General features: G+C 45.3%; 12 protein-coding genes and 1 tRNA gene. 10 read left to right on the plus strand and 3 right to left on the minus strand.

Annotation, left to right across the window (positions count from 1 at the left end; genetic code table 11):
- Positions 1–111 precede the first annotated feature (111 nt).
- The 8 genes from QZT69_RS13960 to QZT69_RS13995 all read left to right on the plus strand — a co-directional run bounded on the left by QZT69_RS13960 (position 112) and on the right by QZT69_RS13995 (position 15,990).
- Positions 112–3,255 carry a leucine--tRNA ligase gene (locus QZT69_RS13960; protein ID WP_294675623.1) on the plus strand — a complete coding sequence of 1,048 codons (3,144 nt, stop codon included), beginning with the start codon at positions 112–114 and terminating at the stop codon, positions 3,253–3,255.
- Between the two features lie 268 nt (positions 3,256–3,523).
- Positions 3,524–4,435, plus strand: coding sequence for a DnaJ C-terminal domain-containing protein (locus tag QZT69_RS13965; protein WP_294675624.1), 912 nt, complete (start codon positions 3,524–3,526; stop codon positions 4,433–4,435).
- Position 4,436: 1 nt separating this feature from the next.
- A complete protein-coding gene (locus QZT69_RS13970; protein ID WP_294675625.1) occupies positions 4,437–4,718 on the plus strand; it encodes a chaperone modulator CbpM in 282 nt (93 codons plus the stop codon).
- Positions 4,719–4,804: 86 nt separating this feature from the next.
- Positions 4,805–6,415 carry an AraC family transcriptional regulator gene (locus QZT69_RS13975; RefSeq protein WP_294675626.1) on the plus strand — a complete coding sequence of 537 codons (1,611 nt, stop codon included), beginning with the start codon at positions 4,805–4,807 and terminating at the stop codon, positions 6,413–6,415.
- 318 nt (positions 6,416–6,733) lie between these two features.
- The gene (locus tag QZT69_RS13980) at positions 6,734–7,396 is read left to right on the plus strand and encodes a hypothetical protein (protein WP_294675627.1); all 663 of its coding nucleotides are present in this window, start codon (positions 6,734–6,736) and stop codon (positions 7,394–7,396) included.
- Positions 7,397–7,399: 3 nt separating this feature from the next.
- Positions 7,400–12,766 carry an Ig-like domain-containing protein gene (locus QZT69_RS13985; RefSeq protein WP_294675628.1) on the plus strand — a complete coding sequence of 1,789 codons (5,367 nt, stop codon included), beginning with the start codon at positions 7,400–7,402 and terminating at the stop codon, positions 12,764–12,766.
- Between the two features lie 25 nt (positions 12,767–12,791).
- Positions 12,792–13,715 carry a type IX secretion system membrane protein PorP/SprF gene (locus QZT69_RS13990; protein WP_294675629.1) on the plus strand — a complete coding sequence of 308 codons (924 nt, stop codon included), beginning with the start codon at positions 12,792–12,794 and terminating at the stop codon, positions 13,713–13,715.
- A 16-nt stretch (positions 13,716–13,731) separates the two neighbouring features.
- Positions 13,732–15,990 (plus strand): OmpA family protein, encoded by a 2,259-nt coding sequence (locus QZT69_RS13995; protein WP_294675630.1) that lies wholly within the window; start codon positions 13,732–13,734, stop codon positions 15,988–15,990.
- A 122-nt stretch (positions 15,991–16,112) separates the two neighbouring features.
- Here the strand turns inward: QZT69_RS13995 and QZT69_RS19200 are convergent, their stop codons facing one another.
- The 3 genes from QZT69_RS19200 to QZT69_RS14005 form a co-directional block, all read right to left on the minus strand.
- Positions 16,113–16,205, minus strand: a complete 93-nt coding sequence (locus QZT69_RS19200) for a nucleotidyltransferase domain-containing protein (RefSeq protein ID WP_367242278.1) — start codon at positions 16,203–16,205, stop codon at positions 16,113–16,115.
- A gap of 104 nt (positions 16,206–16,309) precedes the next feature.
- On the minus strand, positions 16,310–17,119 hold the full coding sequence (locus QZT69_RS14000; RefSeq protein ID WP_294675631.1) for an AraC family transcriptional regulator: 810 nt from the start codon (positions 17,117–17,119) through the stop codon (positions 16,310–16,312).
- Between the two features lie 53 nt (positions 17,120–17,172).
- Positions 17,173–18,588, minus strand: a complete 1,416-nt coding sequence (locus tag QZT69_RS14005; protein WP_294675632.1) for an aldehyde dehydrogenase family protein — start codon at positions 18,586–18,588, stop codon at positions 17,173–17,175.
- 207 nt (positions 18,589–18,795) lie between these two features.
- Between QZT69_RS14005 and QZT69_RS14010 the strand changes: the two genes are divergently transcribed.
- Both QZT69_RS14010 and QZT69_RS14015 read left to right on the plus strand, forming a co-directional pair.
- Positions 18,796–18,882: transfer RNA gene (locus tag QZT69_RS14010), tRNA-Ser, on the plus strand.
- A gap of 205 nt (positions 18,883–19,087) precedes the next feature.
- A complete protein-coding gene (locus QZT69_RS14015; RefSeq protein ID WP_294675633.1) occupies positions 19,088–19,810 on the plus strand; it encodes a YoaK family protein in 723 nt (240 codons plus the stop codon).
- Positions 19,811–19,826 lie beyond the last annotated feature (16 nt).

The following is a 19,826-nucleotide window of genomic DNA, read 5'->3' on the forward strand; positions in this document are numbered from 1 at the left end:
CCTTGCTCTGCCGTCTGCGTGCCGCTGAAGCTTTAGCAGAGGCGCAAGTGGCTTCACGAAGGCGAAGAGCTCTGGCACAAGCGTTGCACCCACTTTAACAGACGCGAAAGCATGGAATATAATTTTAATGAGATCGAGCGCAAATGGCGCAAATATTGGGCAGATCATAAAACATTTGCCGCTGAGGACAACTCCGCAAAACCCAAATACTATGTATTGGATATGTTCCCGTATCCATCCGGGGCAGGTTTGCATGTGGGTCACCCGCTCGGTTACATTGCATCCGATATTTATGCGCGCTACAAGAGATTAAGAGGTTACAATGTATTGCATCCTATGGGATACGATTCATTCGGACTTCCGGCAGAACAATATGCGATCCAGACCGGGCTTCATCCTAAAATCACAACTTCAATTAATATTGATGGCTGTCTGGACGAAAATGGAGAGATCAAACAAGAATTTGTAAATCCTGATGGAACGATAAAAGATGAAGCGCTTATTGTTAAAAGTGAACATGTAAGAATTACTGATCCAAACTATCAGGACAATATTATAAAAGGATATCGTAATCAATTGGATAAAATCGGTTTCTCTTTCGATTGGGACCGAGAAGTGCGTACTTCCTCTCCGGAATATTACAAATGGACCCAGTGGATCTTCAAACAGATCTTCAATTCGTGGTACAATGTAAAAACGGATAAAGCGGAATCCATTGATTCACTGATCGCTGAATTCGAGAAAAACGGAAATGCAGAGGTGAAAGCTGTTAGCGAATTTGCGAACACTTTTACAGCGCAGGAATGGAAAAATTACTCCGAAAAAGAGCAATCCGACATCCTGATGGAATACCGCCTGGCTTACCTGGCTGATTCCTGGGTAAACTGGTGTCCGGCTTTGGGGACCGTACTTGCCAACGATGAGGTCATCAACGGACTTTCTGAGCGCGGCGGTCACCCCGTGGAACAAAAACTGATGCGCCAGTGGTCGATGCGGATCAAAGCTTATGCGGAACGTTTATTGACCGGCCTGGAAACAGTTGACTGGACAGACGCGATCAAAGACATGCAGCGTAACTGGATCGGGAAATCGGTTGGAGCTTCCGTAAACTTCCCCCTTTGGAGGGGGAATGAGGGGGAGGATGCTTTCGACTCCGCTCAAGCACCAGATCACTCCATCGAGGTCTTCACCACCCGCCCTGACACGATTTTCGGCGTTTCCTTCATGGTACTGGCACCGGAACATCCGTTGGTTGATGAAATCACGACTGCCGAATACAAAGACGCCATTGAAGCCTATAAAACTGCCGCTTCTTTGAAATCGGAGCGCGACAGACAAGCGGACGTGAAAAATATTACCGGGCAATTCACCGGAGCTTATGCCATTCACCCGTTCTCGGGAGAGAAAATCCCGGTTTGGATCGGAGATTACGTATTGGCTTCCTACGGAACAGGTGCTGTGATGGCCGTTCCGTGCGGCGACCAGCGCGACTGGGATTTCGCGACCCATTTCAACATTCCGATCAAAAACATTTTTGAGAACGTGGATATTTCCGAAGGTGCCTACTCCGAGAAAGAAGGAACGATTGCGAATTCGGATTTCTTAAGCGGATTGCCGATCAAAAAAGCGATGGCTGTGGCGATTGCAAAAATCGAAGAACAAGGCCTTGGAAAAGGAAAAACGAATTACCGCCTGCGCGACGCGATTTTCTCCCGTCAGCGTTACTGGGGTGAGCCTTTCCCGGTTTATTATAAGAACGAAATTCCGTATCTGGTAGACGATGCGCATCTGCCTGTTGAATTACCGGAAGTAGACAAATATTTACCTACGGAAGACGGTGAACCGCCATTGGCGCGTGCCGAGAAAAGTGCCTGGAAATACTCCGAGGGAGACCGCATGGAATACAACACCATGCCGGGCTGGGCCGGAAGTTCATTCTACTTCCTGCGCTACATGGACCCGCACAACGAGAACGAGTTTGTTTCCAAAGAAAAAGCGGATTACTGGAACCAGGTGGATCTGTATATCGGAGGTTCCGAACACGCAACCGGCCACTTGCTGTATTCCCGTTTCTGGTGCAAGTTCCTGTACGACCGCGGCTACATTTCCTTTGATGAGCCGTTCAAGAAGATGATCAACCAGGGGATGATTTTGGGGACGAGTGCTCTCGTATATGTATTAAAGGTTGAATTTCTAAAATCTATAAATAATAGCAAAGATTGGAAGTTAGAATCGGGGTTAGAAATAGTAATTCCTGAAAGCATTGCACTGAAAATCAAGAACTCAGAATTCAAATCAGATGATTACAAGTATTTGATAGATAACTTAAACAAAGTTGAGATAAGTGAATCTTTTAATTCAAAGAAATTTGATTTAGAGCAATATGTTATTGATCAAGAAAGCATTAGAAAAGAAAATCTTAGAAGTTCTCATATAAATGTTTCTTTGATAAATTCATCTAATGAATATTTGATAGAAGAATTAGTTTCATGGTCAACTATTATGTTCGAAGATATGGTCTTCGTTCCTAATACTTTTGGAAAGTATACCGTCCATAATGAAGTCGAAAAAATGTCCAAATCGAAATTCAACGTACAAACTCCGGATGAGTTGGTAGAGAAATTCGGTGCCGACACCCTGCGCATGTACGAAATGTTCTTAGGTCCGTTGGAACAAACGAAGCCGTGGGACACGAAAGGGATCAACGGTGTGCACAACTTCCTGCGCAAACTGTGGCGTTTGTTCTACAGCGAAGGAAATGTGATTGTAACGAACGAACCTGCGGGCAAAGAATCTTTGAAAACCCTTCACAAAACGATCAAGAAAGTAGAAGAGGATTTGGAACGTTTCTCGTTCAACACGAATGTTTCGAACCTGATGATCTGTGTGAACGAACTGACGGAGCAAAAATGCCATTCGAAAGAAGTATTGGAACAACTGGTAATTCTCCTCGCACCTTACGCGCCGCATGCCGCAGAAGAATTGTGGTCTGAGGCTTTGGGGAATCCTGCGGGAACCGTTTCTACGGCTGCTTTCCCGAAATTTGATCCGGAGATGCTTGTAGAAGCAAACACGGTTTATCCCGTATCTTTCAATGGAAAAATGCGATTCAATGCAGAACTGCCAACTGCATTCTCTGCAAAAGAAGTAGAAGACGCGGTGCTGGCCATGCCGGAAGCACAAAAATGGCTGGAAGGAAAAGCTCCGAAGAAAGTCATCGTCGTTCCGGGGAAAATTGTGAACATGGTGGTTTAAAACCATTCAACAAATAACGTAAAAGGCCGCATCCGTCAATCGGATTGCGGTCTTTTGTTTTTGGAGCAGAAAAGAAGAAAGAATCCTTGCCGGCAATTCCTGCGTTCCTCAGCGCCCTTCCGCGGGATAACGATTCAACTTATCACCCTGAGCGGTCCCGTTCTCACACCCACTGCTCACACTCACACTGTTTCCTGACCAGGATCATTTTTTTACGTTTGGATAATCCCCATTTTCACCGTAACTTAAGATCATAAGGTCAAATCGTATGGAATACATTGATTATTACAAAATTTTAGGTGTGGATAAAAACGCATCTGCCGAGGAGATCAAAAAGGCATACCGGAAACTGGCGCGCAAGCATCACCCGGACCTGAATCCCAACGACCCGGAAGCGAGTAAATTATTCCAGCAGATCAACGAAGCGAACGAGGTACTGAGCGATCCGGAGAACCGGAAGAAGTACGACCAATACGGCAAAGACTGGAAGCATGCCGAACAGTTTGAACAGGCAAAAAAACAGCAGCAGGCATCCGGAGCCCGGGGACAGGGCAATCCGTTTGGTGGAGGTGAATACTACACCTATGGCGACGAAAGCGGTTACTCTGATTTTTTTGAGTCGATCTTCGGGAACCGCACCGGCGGGGGAAGACAAACCCGGTTCAAGGGCCAGGATTTCCGTGCTTCGGTGGAGCTGAATTTAACGGATGCCGCCAAAACGCACCAGCAAACCTTTACGGTGAACGGGAAAAATATCCGCATTACTGTTCCGGCCGGAATTGAGAACGGACAGGAGATCAAACTGGCGGGCTACGGTGCTCCGGGCATGAACGGCGGCCCGAACGGCGATTTGTACATCACCTTTGAGATCAAAAACAACACCTCATTTACACGAAAGGGGAATGACCTGCATGCAACCGTTCCGTTGGATCTCTACAAAGCATTGCTGGGCGGAGAAGAATTCATCGATACACTTGACGGGAAAGTGAAAATGAAGGTGGCTCCCGAAACGCAAAACGGTACCAAGGTTCGGCTGAAGGGAAAAGGCTTCCCCGTTTATAAGAAAGAAGACCAATTCGGGGATTTGTATGTGACGTACCAAATTCAGCTGCCAACCAATCTGACCGCGAAAGAAAAAGAATTGATCGAACAGCTTGCCCGCGAGCGTAAAACGAATTAATATGGAAAAGCAAAATCACATATCCATCGAACAATGCTGCGTGGTATACAACATTGAAACCACTTTCCTGTACCAGCTCGACGAATACGGACTTATCGAATTGATTCGTTCGGAAGAAACCGCATACATTGCCTTTGAGCAGCTGGCTGACCTGGAAAAATACATGCACCTGCATTACGAACTGGAAATTAACCTGGAAGGACTGGAAACCATTAAACATTTACTGGGCAGGGTGAATGAACTTCAGCAGGAAGTAAAACGCTTAAAAGGAGAAACGGGGTAGGTCTATTCGTGTTCTTTGTAAGTGGATTCTAAATTTTTACCTAATTTTAATCTGCTCAAACGCACATTTACAACTTATTACCCAATATGAAGAATCAAACCGGACTCCATTTTTTGTGGTTCAATAAAATGCAGTTGTCCGCCGGAATAGGCATGTTAATCTGCATCCTGTTCAGTCCGGCACATGCACAACACAAAAGGGACGATGATAAAAAATTTGACAGTATTTACTTCACAACAGCGGTAACTATTGCTGCCAAAGACATAAATAAAGCTATCCACATCGCCGATTCGCTGTACCGAAACTCAAAACCGGAGCTCAACAAGTTGAAAGCTTTAATGCTTTCTTCTTCCCTTTTTCAGCAAAAAGGCGATATCAAAAAATCCGTTCAATTCGCTGTTAAAGCAGACGAGATTGCTGTAAAGAACGATTTTTACGACTGGGAGGCCCGAATAGCCGGATTCCTTTCTACCCAGTACCGGATTATGGGATTATACGAAGAGGGGGAGGAATACCTTGAAAAAGGGAAAACGGTTAGTCTTAAAATAGAAAACGACCAGATGAAAAAGTTGTACCTGGGACTGATCTACCAAGAAACAGCCTATTATGAGATTGAATACAAGCACTTCAAAAAAGCCCATAAAGCAGCTAAACAGGCCGATATTTATTTTAAGCAGCTGGTTTACAGTGAACAGGACAAAAATTACTTTTTAGCTACGAATGAACAGCTGCTGGGCCGGATTTGCATCGGGCTGAAAAAATGGGATGATGCATTGTCCCACTACAACAACTCGCAGGAACGCCTAACAACCGTCACCCAGGAAAATGCCATGTTGAGCGGATTTATCTACAGCGGATTGGGGCGAATCTACCTGGAAAAGAACGATAAGGCAGCTTCCTTTGAAAATTTGAAAAAAGCGGAAAAGATCGTTGAACAATCCGATTATCTGGAACTGAAAATTGAAGTATACCAAACGCTGGCAGATTATTACAAGCTTTCAAATGACATTACCAGGTATTCCAAATACAACGACAAATATGTTCATGCACTGGAATTAAGTGAAAAAAAGAAAAAAGAGTCTATTGCAGATTTTGTGAATACCACCAAATCTCATGAAAAGGACCTGGCTCAAAACAGAAACCTTTGGCTTGTCTTATCAATGGGGCTTTGCCTGGCGCTTGTCGGGATTTTTATCTGGCACCGGAGAAGCCGAAAACGCGAGCGTGCACGTTTCCGGGAAGTGATGAACCGCATGAGACAGGAACGTTTGGAGAACCAGCTGGCGGCATCAACTCCGGATATATCCGAAAAGAAAGACCCCAACCGGAAGATCATGTCGGATGCCATTGAAACAAAGATTATCAATGATCTGAAAGAATTCGAGCGGGGAAGTAAATTCACCGACAAGCAAATATCTCTTTCCATGCTTGCCGGAATGCTCAATACAAACACCAAGTACCTTTCCCACGTGCTGAATACCTATCTGAATAAAGACTTCAATTCGTACATCAATGAATTACGCATTAAGTACATTATCGAGAAAATCGAAACCAACGAGAAATTCAAGAATTATAAGTTAAGCGTACTTGCCGATGAATGTGGTTTTTCATCTCACAGTAAATTCTCGGCCGTTTTCAAATCCGTAACCGGATTCCCTCCGTCTACTTTCCTGGCTTATTTAAAAGAGCGCCAATAAAAACGTATTGATTTATTGATTACCCGGCTGTCCAAAAAATGGGTAGCCTTTTTTAGTTCATTCAGGTTCGGGATTCATCTTTTTAAGTCATTTCAGCCCATTTTTCTATCCGTTGAACACCACTTGGACGGAACCTTAATTCTTTTGTGATCAACAAAGCTGAAAATCAAATCAAATACATGTAAATCAACGGTTTAAATTCTTTTTTACACTGTTTAAATTCCCGAATACGGATACCCTTTTGCTATTAAAAGGCATCTATCCCGACCTATCTTCGCACCGAATTTTTCAGTTTTTAACTAAAATATTTTTTACGCAATGAAAAGACTATTCACCCTGTTGGGTTTTTCCTGGATGTGCTTATTAGTCCACGGAAGTCCCACACACGTTTCATGTGACGAGGATGTCAGCGTCCTGCAAAGTCACTATTCAATCCATTTCGGCGATGCCATCGAAACAGGAGTTGCCACCGAACTTCCCTTATCCATTTCCTGGAAAGTTGCTCCCCAAGCCGGAGTCAGCAAAACATCCGGAACAGGAAAATCCACCGGGAAGCTGGTATTCTCACAACCGGGGAAATACGAAATCACATTTGTGATTCCCGCTCATGGAGATCATCCGGCAAAAACAGAAACTGTCACCGTAGAGGTTAGCAGTGTTCAGATGATCTTTGATTTGAAAAATCCGGTCTTCTCAACACCGCTCGCAACAGGAACTATTTCCGGGATCAACATGACTATTCCTGTAACGGTGAAATCTTATGACGGAAAACCGGTCGAATATACGATACGTGAAGTACAAACAACCGGGGTTGCAGCGATCTCATCCCGCCTGAAAAACGACAAAGCTGTTTTAAAGAACGGTGAGAATCAACTGGTATTCGAATTGTCAGGAGCAGTTCCCACAAAGGGGAATGTGCAATTCCGCGTTTATGACACCACCGGAGAAGCCCACTTTTTTACTTACTCAATCACGCATTAAAAAATGAGAAAGAACTTATTTTTCAATCAGGTCATGCTGGCTGTTGGGTCTATTGCGCTGCTTTCTTCGGCAGTCAGGGCGCAATCTTCGGGTTGTAACCCACTTCAGCCTTACGATCAGATCCAATCAGGATTCCATACAACTATTGCTTCCCGCCCCGACGGTACATTCTTAATATGGGGAGCAGGTTCAACAGCTAACGGAAACGGAACGGCCGCTGCACGACATTTAACGCCGGTTGTCATTGAGCCGAATGCGGGAGTTCCTGCAGCAGATTACAATTATACGGGGCAGCCTTTGTTTGCGACTTTGGCTACGCAGTCTTCCGGAACCACACAGGCATTTGTATTGTCTACAGACGGACTTTACTCCTGGGGAGCCAATAATGTGGCGGTAGGAACGGGACTGGACAACCTGACAGGATTTGCACAAATTTCCCTTCCGGTAGGAATTGTTCCTACGGACGTGAAGAATATGATTGCTTCCTGGGGTGCATTGGTATTGCTCACGCATTCCGGTGAAGTGTACGTAAGCGGGCGCAACGATGCTATTCACGGGAACGGAGGCGTTTTACCGGGAGCTTCGGAAAACTATTGGGCACGTGTAACCAGAGACATTACCGGAAATCCGGCGCTTACGGGTGTGGTTGATATTCGCGTAACTCCTGTTGGAGCTTTTGCTATCACTTCTACTGGCCAGTGGTATACCTGGGGTGTCCGCTGTTACCGCGGAGACGGTTCGGCAGTGGCAACTTATAATCGTGCAGTAACCATGACCACTCCATTTCCGGGACTTCCCGTAATGATTGCCATGACAGCAGATTTCGGGAGTAATACCTGGACAGATGCCAGCAACCGCGCAAGTTATTTTGCCATCAACCCGGCAGACAACAAGTTATACGCCATGGGAAGTAACGGTAACGGGCAGCTCGGACAAGGAAACACTACCAATTCAGCCGGCTGGGTCCCGGTTAGGAATTCAACGAATACCGCAGATCTTACCGATGTCATCTTTGTTTCTGCAAACGATAATGACGGATCACCCGGAACTGCAAATGCATCCGTATCCGTTATTCTTTCCAATGGTGAATTGTGGTCCTGGGGTTCCAACAACAACGAAATGATCGGTGTACCGGGAGGAACAGGAAGTCATTCTTTACCGAAAGTTCCCAACGGATTTACCCAGGGAACAGACCATGCCACCTACGTGGAGATCGGTGGACACACGACAGCTATCATGAAACTGTGTGCCGAAAGATATTGCTACATGGGACACAAAATTGACGGTTCCATGGGTGACGGAGTTTCCGGAACCAGCACTGTTTCCACATTCGATTGTGCCAATACACCGGTAGGTCTGATTTGTGGGTCCAGTACCTACGATGCGGGAGATACTCCGCTTTCCTTCGAAAATGGGAATCCGGCAGCACACTACTACATGTGCGGCGATGAAATTTATCTGGGAGCAAGCCAGCCAGATCCGGACAACGGCTTGAGCAACAATGTAGCTTCGGGAGCAAACAATACAGGAACGAACGGAGACGGGGCGGATGAAGACGGGTTAACAACACCTTTGTCGCATTCAACCACAAACCCGGGCTTTTCTACTACACTTAACTTTACAAACAATTCAGGGACCAATGCGAACATTTACGCATGGATTGACTGGAACAACGACGGAGTATTCTCTCAGGACGAGATTGTTACAGCTTCGGTTCCATCAGCTGTCGGTGCCCAAACAACCAACCTGTCATGGACCGGTGTTTCGACCTCTTGCGGAAATAAGTACGCACGAGTAAGGATAACAACAGAAACACTCAATGATGATCCGGCAACCGCAACAATTGATGAAAGAAGTTTCGGTCCCGTAATTCACGGAGAAGTGGAAGATTTCTATGTAGACGTAGATATCTTATCTGATCTGGCCGGAGATTGTGACGGCGACGGAGTTACCAATGGACAGGAAATCACCGACGGTACAGATCCGGGTGATGGATGTAACCTGCTTTTAGCCAGCCAGGGAACACCAACTGCTTCCTGGAATTCGGGGGACTGTGACGGTGATGGAGTTACCAACGGACAGGAAGTAACAGATGGCACCGATCCATTTGATCCTTGTGAATTACAACTGGCAAGTATTACTCTTGCTCAAAGCGGGGCATGGCTGAACGGAGATTGTGACGGCGACGGAGTAACGAACGGCGATGAAGCAAGTGACGGAACAGATCCGAACGATCCTTGTGAATTCGTTCTGGCGAGCCAAAGTGTCATTCCGGATGCGGCATGGAACACTGCAGATTGCGATGGTGACGGAGTGACCAACAGTACTGAATCAACAGACGGAACAAACCCATTGAATCCTTGTGAATTCGATGCTGCGCACATCACTTTGCCGGTTACGGCAACCAATTGTCCGCCGGTAGCAAACGGAAATACTGCAACGACGAATGAAGATACACCGGTTGTGATCAATGTTCCGGCAAATGATACGGATTCAGACGGAAACCTGGACAATACAAGCGTAACAATAACGGATGCTCCTTCAAACGGAACAACAAGCGTAGATCCTGTAACGGGAGAAATTACCTATACGCCGAATCCGAACTTTAACGGAACAGATACCCTGATCTATTCCATTTGTGATACGGGAATGCCGGTATTCTGTGATACAGCGATGGTAATTATCACAGTAACACCTGTGAATGATGGCCCGGAAGCAAACGGAGATACAGCAGCTACCGATGAGGACACTCCTGTTACAGTGAATGTTCCTTCCAATGATACAGACGTCGACGGAAACCTGGACAATACAAGCGTAACAATAACGGATGCTCCTTCAAACGGAACAACAAGCGTAGATCCTGTTACGGGTGAAGTTACCTATACTCCGGACCCGGGCTTTAGCGGAAACGACACGCTGGTTTACTCGATTTGCGATACGGGAATGCCGGTATTGTGCGACACAGCTTTGGTTGTGATTACTGTAAATCCGGTGAACGACGCGCCGACAGCAAACGGAGATACGGCAACTACCGATGAAGATACACCGGTGGTAATCAATACACCCTCAAACGACACAGACCCTGACGGAAACCTGGATAATACCAGCGTAACCGTTGTTACACCTCCGACAAACGGAACGGCAACTACCGATCCGGTTACGGGTGAAATTACCTATACCCCTGATCCGAACTTTAACGGAACAGATACCCTGATTTATTCCATCTGCGACACAGGAATGCCGGTATTATGCGACACAGCTTTGGTTGTGATTACCGTAAATCCGGTCAATGACGATCCGAATGCGAACGATGACACTGCATCTACCAATGAAGACACACCTGTTGTGATCGATGTACCTTCCAATGATACGGATGTAGACGGAAACCTGGATGAAACCAGTGTAACAGTTACGACTCCGCCTTCAAACGGTACCATATCCATTGATCCGATAACAGGTGAAGTTACTTATACTCCTGATCCGGGCTTTAGTGGAAATGACACGCTGGTTTACTCGATTTGTGACACAGGAATGCCGGTTGCATGCGATACAGCGGTTGTCGTAATTACCGTAACTCCGGTGAATGATGCTCCTGAAGCAAATGGTGATATGGCATCTACCGAAGAAGGAAATCCGGTGGTGATCGACGCTCCTTCAAACGACACTGATCCTGACGGAAACCTCGACGAAACAAGTGTAACAGTTACGACTCCGCCTTCAAACGGAACAGTAACCATTGATCCGGTAACAGGTGAAATTACTTACACCCCGAACCCTGGATTTAGCGGAAATGATACCCTTATTTATTCGATCTGTGATACGGGAATGCCGGTATTGTGCGATACAGCTCAGGTGATTATTACGGTTATTCCTTGTTTGTCAAATCCGGCTAATGACTGTGACGGCGACGGAGTAACGAATGGCGACGAAACTACCGATGGCACAGATCCGAACGATCCTTGCGACTTTACATTGGCAAGTCAGACAGTGTCACCAGCTGCAGCATGGAATACGGCTGATTGTGATGGTGACGGTGTACCAAACGGAACAGAAGTAACAGACGGAGACAATCCGCTTGATCCATGTGATTTCACATTGGCAAGTCAGACAGTGACGCCAAACACGACGTGGAATAACGCAGATTGTGATGGTGACGGCGTACCGAACGGAACGGAAGTAACAGACGGTACAGATCCGAACGATCCTTGTGACCTGACGCTTGCAAGTCAAACAGGAACACCAACTACAGCATGGAATACGGCTGATTGTGACGGTGACGGCGTACCAAACGGAACGGAAGTAACAGACGGTACAAATCCGAATGATCCGTGTGATTTCATAGTGACAAGTCAAACAGGAACACCGGGAATAGCTTGGAACAATGCAGATTGTGACGGCGACGGCGTAACGAATGGAGACGAAATTACCGATGGTACGAATCCGAACGATCCTTGTGATTTAACACTTGCAAGTCAGACCGTAACTCCGAACACGGCTTGGAACAGTGCAGACTGTGATGGTGACGGTGTGACTAACGAAGATGAAACAACTAACGGCGACAATCCGCTTGATCCGTGTGACTTTACATTGGCAAACCAAACAGGAACACCAACTACAGCATGGAATAACGCAGACTGCGACGGTGACGGAGTAACAAACGGTACAGAGGTAACTGACGGAACTGATCCGGCTAATCCTTGTGATTACATTGCTTCCAGTCAAACAGTAACACCGGTTGCGAACTGGAATACAACAGACTGTGACGGCGACGGGGTTCCGAACGGACAAGAAGTAACAGATGGTACGAATCCGAATGATCCGTGTGACTACACCGCATCCAATGTCACATTGACGCAAGGCGGAGCGTGGAACAACGCAGATTGCGACGGTGACGGCGTACCAAACGGCACAGAAACGACAGACGGTACTAATCCGAACAATCCTTGTGATTTTGTTGTTGCAAGTCAAACAGGCACACCAACTGCGGCTTGGGAAAATGCTGACTGCGACGGTGACGGAATCACCAACGGTGAGGAAGTAACGACTGGTTCTAATCCGAACGATCCGTGTGATCCGCTTACGTGCGGCATTGATATTTCCAATGCATTCACACCGGATGGTGACGGAATCAATGACGTTTGGGTAATCAAGGGAATCGAAAGCTACCCGGATAACCAGCTGACCGTATTCAACCGCTGGGGGAACGTGGTGTTCTCCGCAGATGGATACCTGAATACCTGGGACGGTACTTCGAACAGTTCTTTGAATGTAGGCGGAACAGAACTTCCTACAGGAACTTACTTCTACGTATTGGATACGAAAGATGAATCTGCTGGTGTGTTGAAAGGATACGTATACATTCAGCGATAAGAATAGCAATTTTCAACTTGAAAAGATGAGAACAAATCAATTTTTAATAGCATGTTTGATGCTGGTGCTTCTTGGAAGCACCGGTGCAAACGCGCAGCAGGACCCTCATTATACACAGTATTTTGATAACATGCTGTTTATAAATCCGGCTTATGCCGGAAGCCGCGGGATGTTGAACGTAACCGGGATCCACCGTGAACAATGGGTGGGATTTGACGGAAGGCCCCGTTCTTCCACTTTGAGCATTCATTCACCGCTTTCTTACGAATCAGTGGGACTTGGATTAACAGCAGTAAACGATAATATCGGACCTATGAACCAAACGATGTTCTATGCCGATGCTTCCTATACGATCCGATTCAAAAACCACAAGGGTAAACTGGCTTTCGGGATCAAAGGCGGAATCAACCTGATCAATATCGGGAGAGACGGTTTGAACAGTGATACTCCGGATGATCCCAAATTATTGCAGAATATCCGCAACAATGTCAATCCGAATTTCGGAGCGGGTATTTACTACCATACGCCGAGTTTCTTCATCGGGATCAGTTCACCGAAAATCCTGGAGCAAAGCTATGACGGATCAAACACCACCAACCTGGAACGCCGTCATTATTTCGGAACTGTGGGCGGGGTAATTACTTTATCCAATAAATGGAAACTGAGACCAACTTCCCTGGTGAAAATTACGGAAGGAGCTCCGTTGAGTCTGGACATGACCCTGGCGGCTATTTACAATGAAAGAGTGTGGTTCGGAGCAAACTACCGTTTACAGGCTGCTTTCGGAGCATTTGTACAATTCCAGCTTTCACCGCAGTTTAAAGTGGGTCTGGCAAGCGATTTCGGCACGCAAAAAATCCGGAAATACAACGACGGTTCTTTCGAAGTCATGCTGTCATACGACTTTGTCTTCAAAAAAGAAGGAATCCGTTCACCTCGTTACTTCTAATTAAAAAGACACAAACATGAAAACGATATTATTAGCAATTATCTGCAGTGTTTCCTTGTCGGTATGCGGACAATCGGGGAAACTGAAAAAGGCAGACAGCTATTTCAACCGCTTGTCCTACGCCTATGCTGCCCAATTATACGAAGAACTGATCGGTTCGGAAGTAGACAGTCCGGCGTTGAAAAGCAAGCTGGCCTACAGTTACCTGAAGATGGACAATTACACCAAATCGGTTGAGTACTATGGCAAAATGATCGAGTCTTCCGAAGCAAAACCGGAGGATTACTACAATTACGCTTATGTTCTGAAACAGAGCGGGAACTACGCCGAAAGCGACAAGTGGATGAACAAATACAGCAATGCCGCCCAGGCAGATTTGAGAGGGCAGTTGTTTTTGGGAAACACCAGCTATAAGTCGAAGATCGAAAAAACAGCACCGTTCTTCAGCCTTACGAACCTGGATTTGAACACCGGAGTGGCGGATTTCGGAGGTTATTATAACCCTTCGCAGAACCAGATGTACTTTATTACAGCCCGCAAGAAACGTGTATTTGTGAAAAAGGAATGGTCCTGGAATGCGAACCGCTTTTTGGACCTGTATTCCGCAACGGTGAGTACGGATAACAAGTTGGGATCTCCAAAACGCGTGTCAAAAGTAAACACCAAATTCCACGAAGGTCCGCTGGCATTTTCCCCGGACGGAAAGACCGTTTATTTTACCCGTAACAACATTTCTTCCGGTAAAAAACGCCGCGACGGACAGAAGATCCAGAACCTGAAATTATACATTGCCCAGGTAAATGAAGAGGGTAAATGGACCGATGAAAAAGAGTTCCCTTACAATTCGAAAGATTACTCGGTGGGACATCCGGTTCTAACTTCCGACGGAAAAACGATGTACTTCGTTTCCGACAAACCCGGAGGAATGGGCGGAGCAGATATCTACAAAGCTGCTGTTTTGGAAAACGGAACGTTCGGAGAAATGATCAACCTTGGAAACAAGATCAACACCGAAGGCCAGGAAATGTTCCCTTTCATTGATTCGGAAGAGCGTTTGTTCTTTTCGACAGACGGACATCCCGGATTGGGAGGATTGGACGTGTTCGTTGCTTTCCTGGAAAACGGCAAGGTCGGGAAGATCCACAGCCTGGGAATTCCTGTCAACAGCCAGTTTGATGACTTTGCATTCAACTTATCCAAAGATTTGAAAACAGGTTTCCTGTCTTCCAATCGGGAAGGAGGAAAAGGCGGCGACGATATTTATGCCGTGCAACTCATTCGACCAATTTCGTTCGGAGTAACGATCAAAGGAACGGCGAAAGACAAGAAAGGCGAAATCGTTCCGAATGCTAAAATTGATCTGAAAGACGACAAAGGAAACGTTATCGGAACCGTAACAGCTGATGAAAACGGAGCATATTCCTTCGAAGCAGAATACGAGAAAAACTATGCCCTGGGAGGTTCAAAAACCGATTATTTCGACGGAAAGAACACCGCAAATACCTTTACCAATGAACAAGTTGTCATTGCGGATGTGATCCTCGAAAAAGATCCGGGCTTGTCCTTGTATGCGTTGATCACCGACAAGAAAACCGGGAAACCATTGGAAAACGTTTCCGTTTACCTCGTTGACAACATGACCAACAAGTCGAAGAAAATCACCACACCGGCATCCGGAGATTTCCGCGAAGCATTGTTCGGGAAGAAACTCAACGATCGCGGAAGCTACAACCTGGTCCTTCAAAAAGAAGGGTACTTTTCGAAAACAGTCACTTACAACACCTTGTTCGACAAGCCGGGACAATACGACATTCATGCAATCCTGGATTTAGGGCTAGACCCTGAAGTAAAAGATTTGTCGGAAATGGTACAGATCAACCCGATCAATTTCGATTTGAACAAGTACGTGATCCGTCCGGATGCGGCGAAAGAACTGGACAAGATCGTGGATGTCATGAACAAATACCCGAACATGGTCGTAGAATTGGGATCACACACAGACTGTCGCGCCTCCAAGGCATACAACATGAAATTGTCTGATAACCGTGCAAAAGCTTCTGCCGAGTACATCAAGAAAAAGATTACCAATCCGTCGCGCATTTACGGAAAAGGATACGGGGAATCCCGCTTGTTGAATAATTGTGCCTGCGAAGGGCCGGTTAAATCCGACTGTCCGGAAGAAGAGCACGAAAAGAACCGTAGAACCGAGTTCAAAGTCATTTCAACCGGGGACGACAAATTAAAAGTAAGCAACACCAGCACCGATAGTTTCTAATACTTAACGCTTAGGTCAGAGTGAATAGTGGTTAGGTTAGAAAGGCTGTCTGAGTAAATCGGGCAGCCTTTGTTGTGAAATACGAACCAGTAGTTGCGCGATTAATCGCGCAACTACTGGCCTCATGCACGTGAACCCGTTTCACAGGCAAACAGGACTTTAATATTTTTCTCTTGCTCTAATTTGGCAATGGTTTCGATGATAGTTGATGTCATAATTCAAAGATGCAAATACTTTTCGAAAATTGCTTGGGAAACAACAGAGTAAAAAACGCGTCTGTTTGGGTATGATCAAAATCATCAGCGGTTCCCGGATCACTTCAGCCTTCTTGTTGATTTGCCAGTTCTGTAGCTGTCAGTCCGAATTGCTTTTTGAAAGCGTACGAAAAATGGGACAGGTCCTCGAAGCCCAGGTCGAGGTAGATTTCTGAAGATTTTTTCCCCTTGTCTTTGATCAGGAAATAAGCTTCCTGCAGTCTTTTTTGCAATAACCACCTGCTGGGTGTTTCACGAAAGATTTTTGAAAAGTCGCGCTGAAAGGTCGATAAACTTCTTCCGGTCAGGTATGCGAATCGCTCCAATTGCACATTGAAATGAAAGTTCTTTTGCATAAAGGCTTCCAAATCAATTTTATGAGGTTCTGAAAAATCAAACAAGCCGTCCTTCAGACCCGGATCCAGTTTCAGTAGTAAAAACAGTGCTTCCTGTTGCTTCAGTTTCAGAATATGCGGATCATCCGTGAAATCCTGGTAATCCAGCAACGACTGCATGAAGGTGAGCAATGACGGTTCTTTTGGCAAACGGTGGAAGGCAGCTGAGAAACTAGTTTTCTCAGCCTTATATCCATATTCCCTGCTAAAATTTTTCAAAAGCTGTTCGTCAAAACGAAGGCTCAAAGATTTGAATTCTCCACCTTCGGGTGGGTACTTTATAAACTTCAGTAATCTATTTTTCCGTACGCAGTAAAGCTCACCTTCCTGTATAATCTCCCTTCTTTCACCATCATTCAATTCCATCCTGCCGGCAAGGACCATTCCCAGTGAATCGTTCTGTACAAATTGCTCTCCCTCACGGAATTCCGCCAGGTGACAGGAATAATTAAACGGAAGGTTGGTACTTGTTTTGTTCATGTTTATCAAATGTAAGGAAGATTATTTTTCACTTTTACCTTTTCACTTAAAACTTAATCAAGAATGGCTTTGGTTTCCAGGTAAGTTTCCAATCCGTAAACACCAAATTCCCGACCTATTCCGGATTGCTTAAAACCTCCGAACGGAGCCAGCGGATCGTGTTTAAATTCATTGATCACTACTCTTCCGGCTTCCAGTTGCTCTGCCACCCGGTTCGCGTGACTCAGATCTGTAGAACTGATGTAAGCACTCAATCCATAAGTGGTATCATTGGCAATCGCAATGGCTTCTTCTTCCGTTTTATACGTAATGATCGATAATACCGGACCGAAAATCTCTTCCCGGGCAATGCGCATGTCGTTTCTCACGTTGGTGAAAATAGTTGCTTTCACAAAATTCCCATCCTGTAATCCATCAGGTTTACCGGTACCGCCAGCCAATAGAGTGGCTCCTTCTTCCATTCCTGTGCGGATGTAATCCTGTACACGTTCATATTGTTTTATACTCACCATTGGTCCTACATGCGTTTGTTCATTCATCGGATTCCCTACCTGAACCAACGCTGCAGCAGCTTTTGCCAGTGCATTCACTTCTTCCAGTTTATTTTCGGGAACCAGTAAACGCGTTGGAGCTATACAAGCCTGACCGCTATTCATATACGCTCCAAACACTGCAGCGGGAATTGCTTTTTCCAAATCCGCATCGTCAAGGATTAAGTTGGGTGATTTTCCTCCTAATTCCAGCGTAACCCGCTTCATGGTATCTATAGCACCTTTGGCAATAATTTTACCCGTCAATGTAGAGCCTGTGAAAGAGATTTTTGCCACATCCGGATTCCTGGTTATTTCTGCTCCGACCACATTGCCTAAGCCGTTCACCAGGTTGAAAACTCCTTTAGGAAGTCCTGCTTCGTGAAAACAGTGTAGCAGCAGTTGTGTCTGGGCAGCACTCATTTCACTGGGTTTTACCACTACCGTACAACCTGCCGCGATTGCCGTGGCAAATTTGTTACAGATAAAGCTGTTGCTGGCATTCCAGGGTGTGATAATTCCTACTACTCCCAAAGATTCCAGGCGCACTTTGGATTTTCCGACTATGCGTTGAAATTCAAAAGTTTTCAGCACTTCAATCATGTTTGTAAAAGAATCGATGGCATTTTTAACACTTGCTTTGCTGAATTTCAGAGTTCCGCCGTATTCCGACACCATGATTTTGACCAGTTCTTCTTCCTTTTTGCTAACTGCCTCATGCAAATGTTCCAAATAGGTGACCCGTTCTGCAACGGTCGTTTTTCGAAAACTTTTAAAAGCTTCTTTTGCCGCAGCAATTGCCAATTTAGTGTCCGTCTCGTCACCAAGTACTACTTCTCCGGTTTTTTGATTGGTTACGGGGCTGATCAAATCGAATGTTTCTGTTCCGTGCGGTGTTATAAACTCTCCGTTCACGTAAATCTGATTTATTTTTTCCATTTCTTTTTTTACAAAGTTGTAGCTTTTTAACCCGGATGACTTTGTTGAAACAGTCAAGTTTTGGTTTGTTGAAACGGTCAAAAGATGTCTTCTGAAAGGAATTTCATTAAAGTATTTTGCAGGGTTTGCCCGGATTCAAATAAAAAAATGTATTTTTGCACTCCACAATCTGAAATTCGGTTGAAAAATTGGTTTCGGAATTGATACAGAGAGGTGTCCGAGTGGTTGAAGGAGCTACCCTGGAAAGGTAGTATACGGGTAACTGTATCGAGAGTTCGAATCTCTTCCTCTCTGCATGAATGATCCCAGGCTTCACAAAGTCTGGGATTTTTTTCTCAATCCGATTTGAAATCCGCATAGGTATCCATCCGTTTTGACCAATTATATAATCAAACAGATTATTTAAAAGTATTTTTGTAATCTCCGTTTTTTTGTCGGACCGGAAAACAAGCTGAATAATCAAAGATCTTATGTACATTCGACCCTAAATAAACAGCATATGTTTATACACCAGGGAAAGAAGAGAACGGCAAAGCACAACCTGCAAATTGCATCCTTGCTGTCTTTTGTAGCGGGAATTGTGAACGTAGCAGGATTTCTGGCTGTTGCGAAACTGACAACGAATGTGACGGGCCATTTTGCTTTTTTTGTGGACGAAGTGTTCAAGCTGAAATTTTGGGAGGGCTTTATTTACTTTTTGTACATCTTCTTTTTTTTCCTGGGATCGTTTTCTTCGAGTTTTTTGGTAGAGGTCATTTCCCGGAAAAATGAGAGCTATGTGTATGTTATTCCTACATCTATTGAATGCCTGATCCTTGCAATGATTGCTCTTTTCGGCGGGAATCTGGTTACTCAAAACCCAAACCTGATTGCTTTCAGCTTACTGTTTGCAATGGGCCTGCAAAATTCACTGGTTACAAGGATCTCTAATGCCACTGTAAGAACCACGCATCTCACAGGGCTTTTCACTGATCTGGGAATAGAGCTTTCACAATTGTTTTTCTACCGGGAGAATGAAATCAAAAAAAGACTGCTTGCTTCTGTCAGACTACGCTTAACAATCATTAGTTTCTTTTTCATCGGTGGAATTGTGGGCGGTATTTTTTACTCGAAGATTGGGCTGTATGTTTTACTGATCGGTTCCGCTTCGCTCATTCTGGGAATAGTCTATGATAATATCAAGCTTAAGATCAAATTGCTCCAAAGAAGATACCGTCATTAGGAATTTCGAACCGGAA

It is taken from the genome of uncultured Fluviicola sp., assembly GCF_902168135.1.
Classification (GTDB): domain Bacteria; phylum Bacteroidota; class Bacteroidia; order Flavobacteriales_D; family Crocinitomicaceae; genus Fluviicola.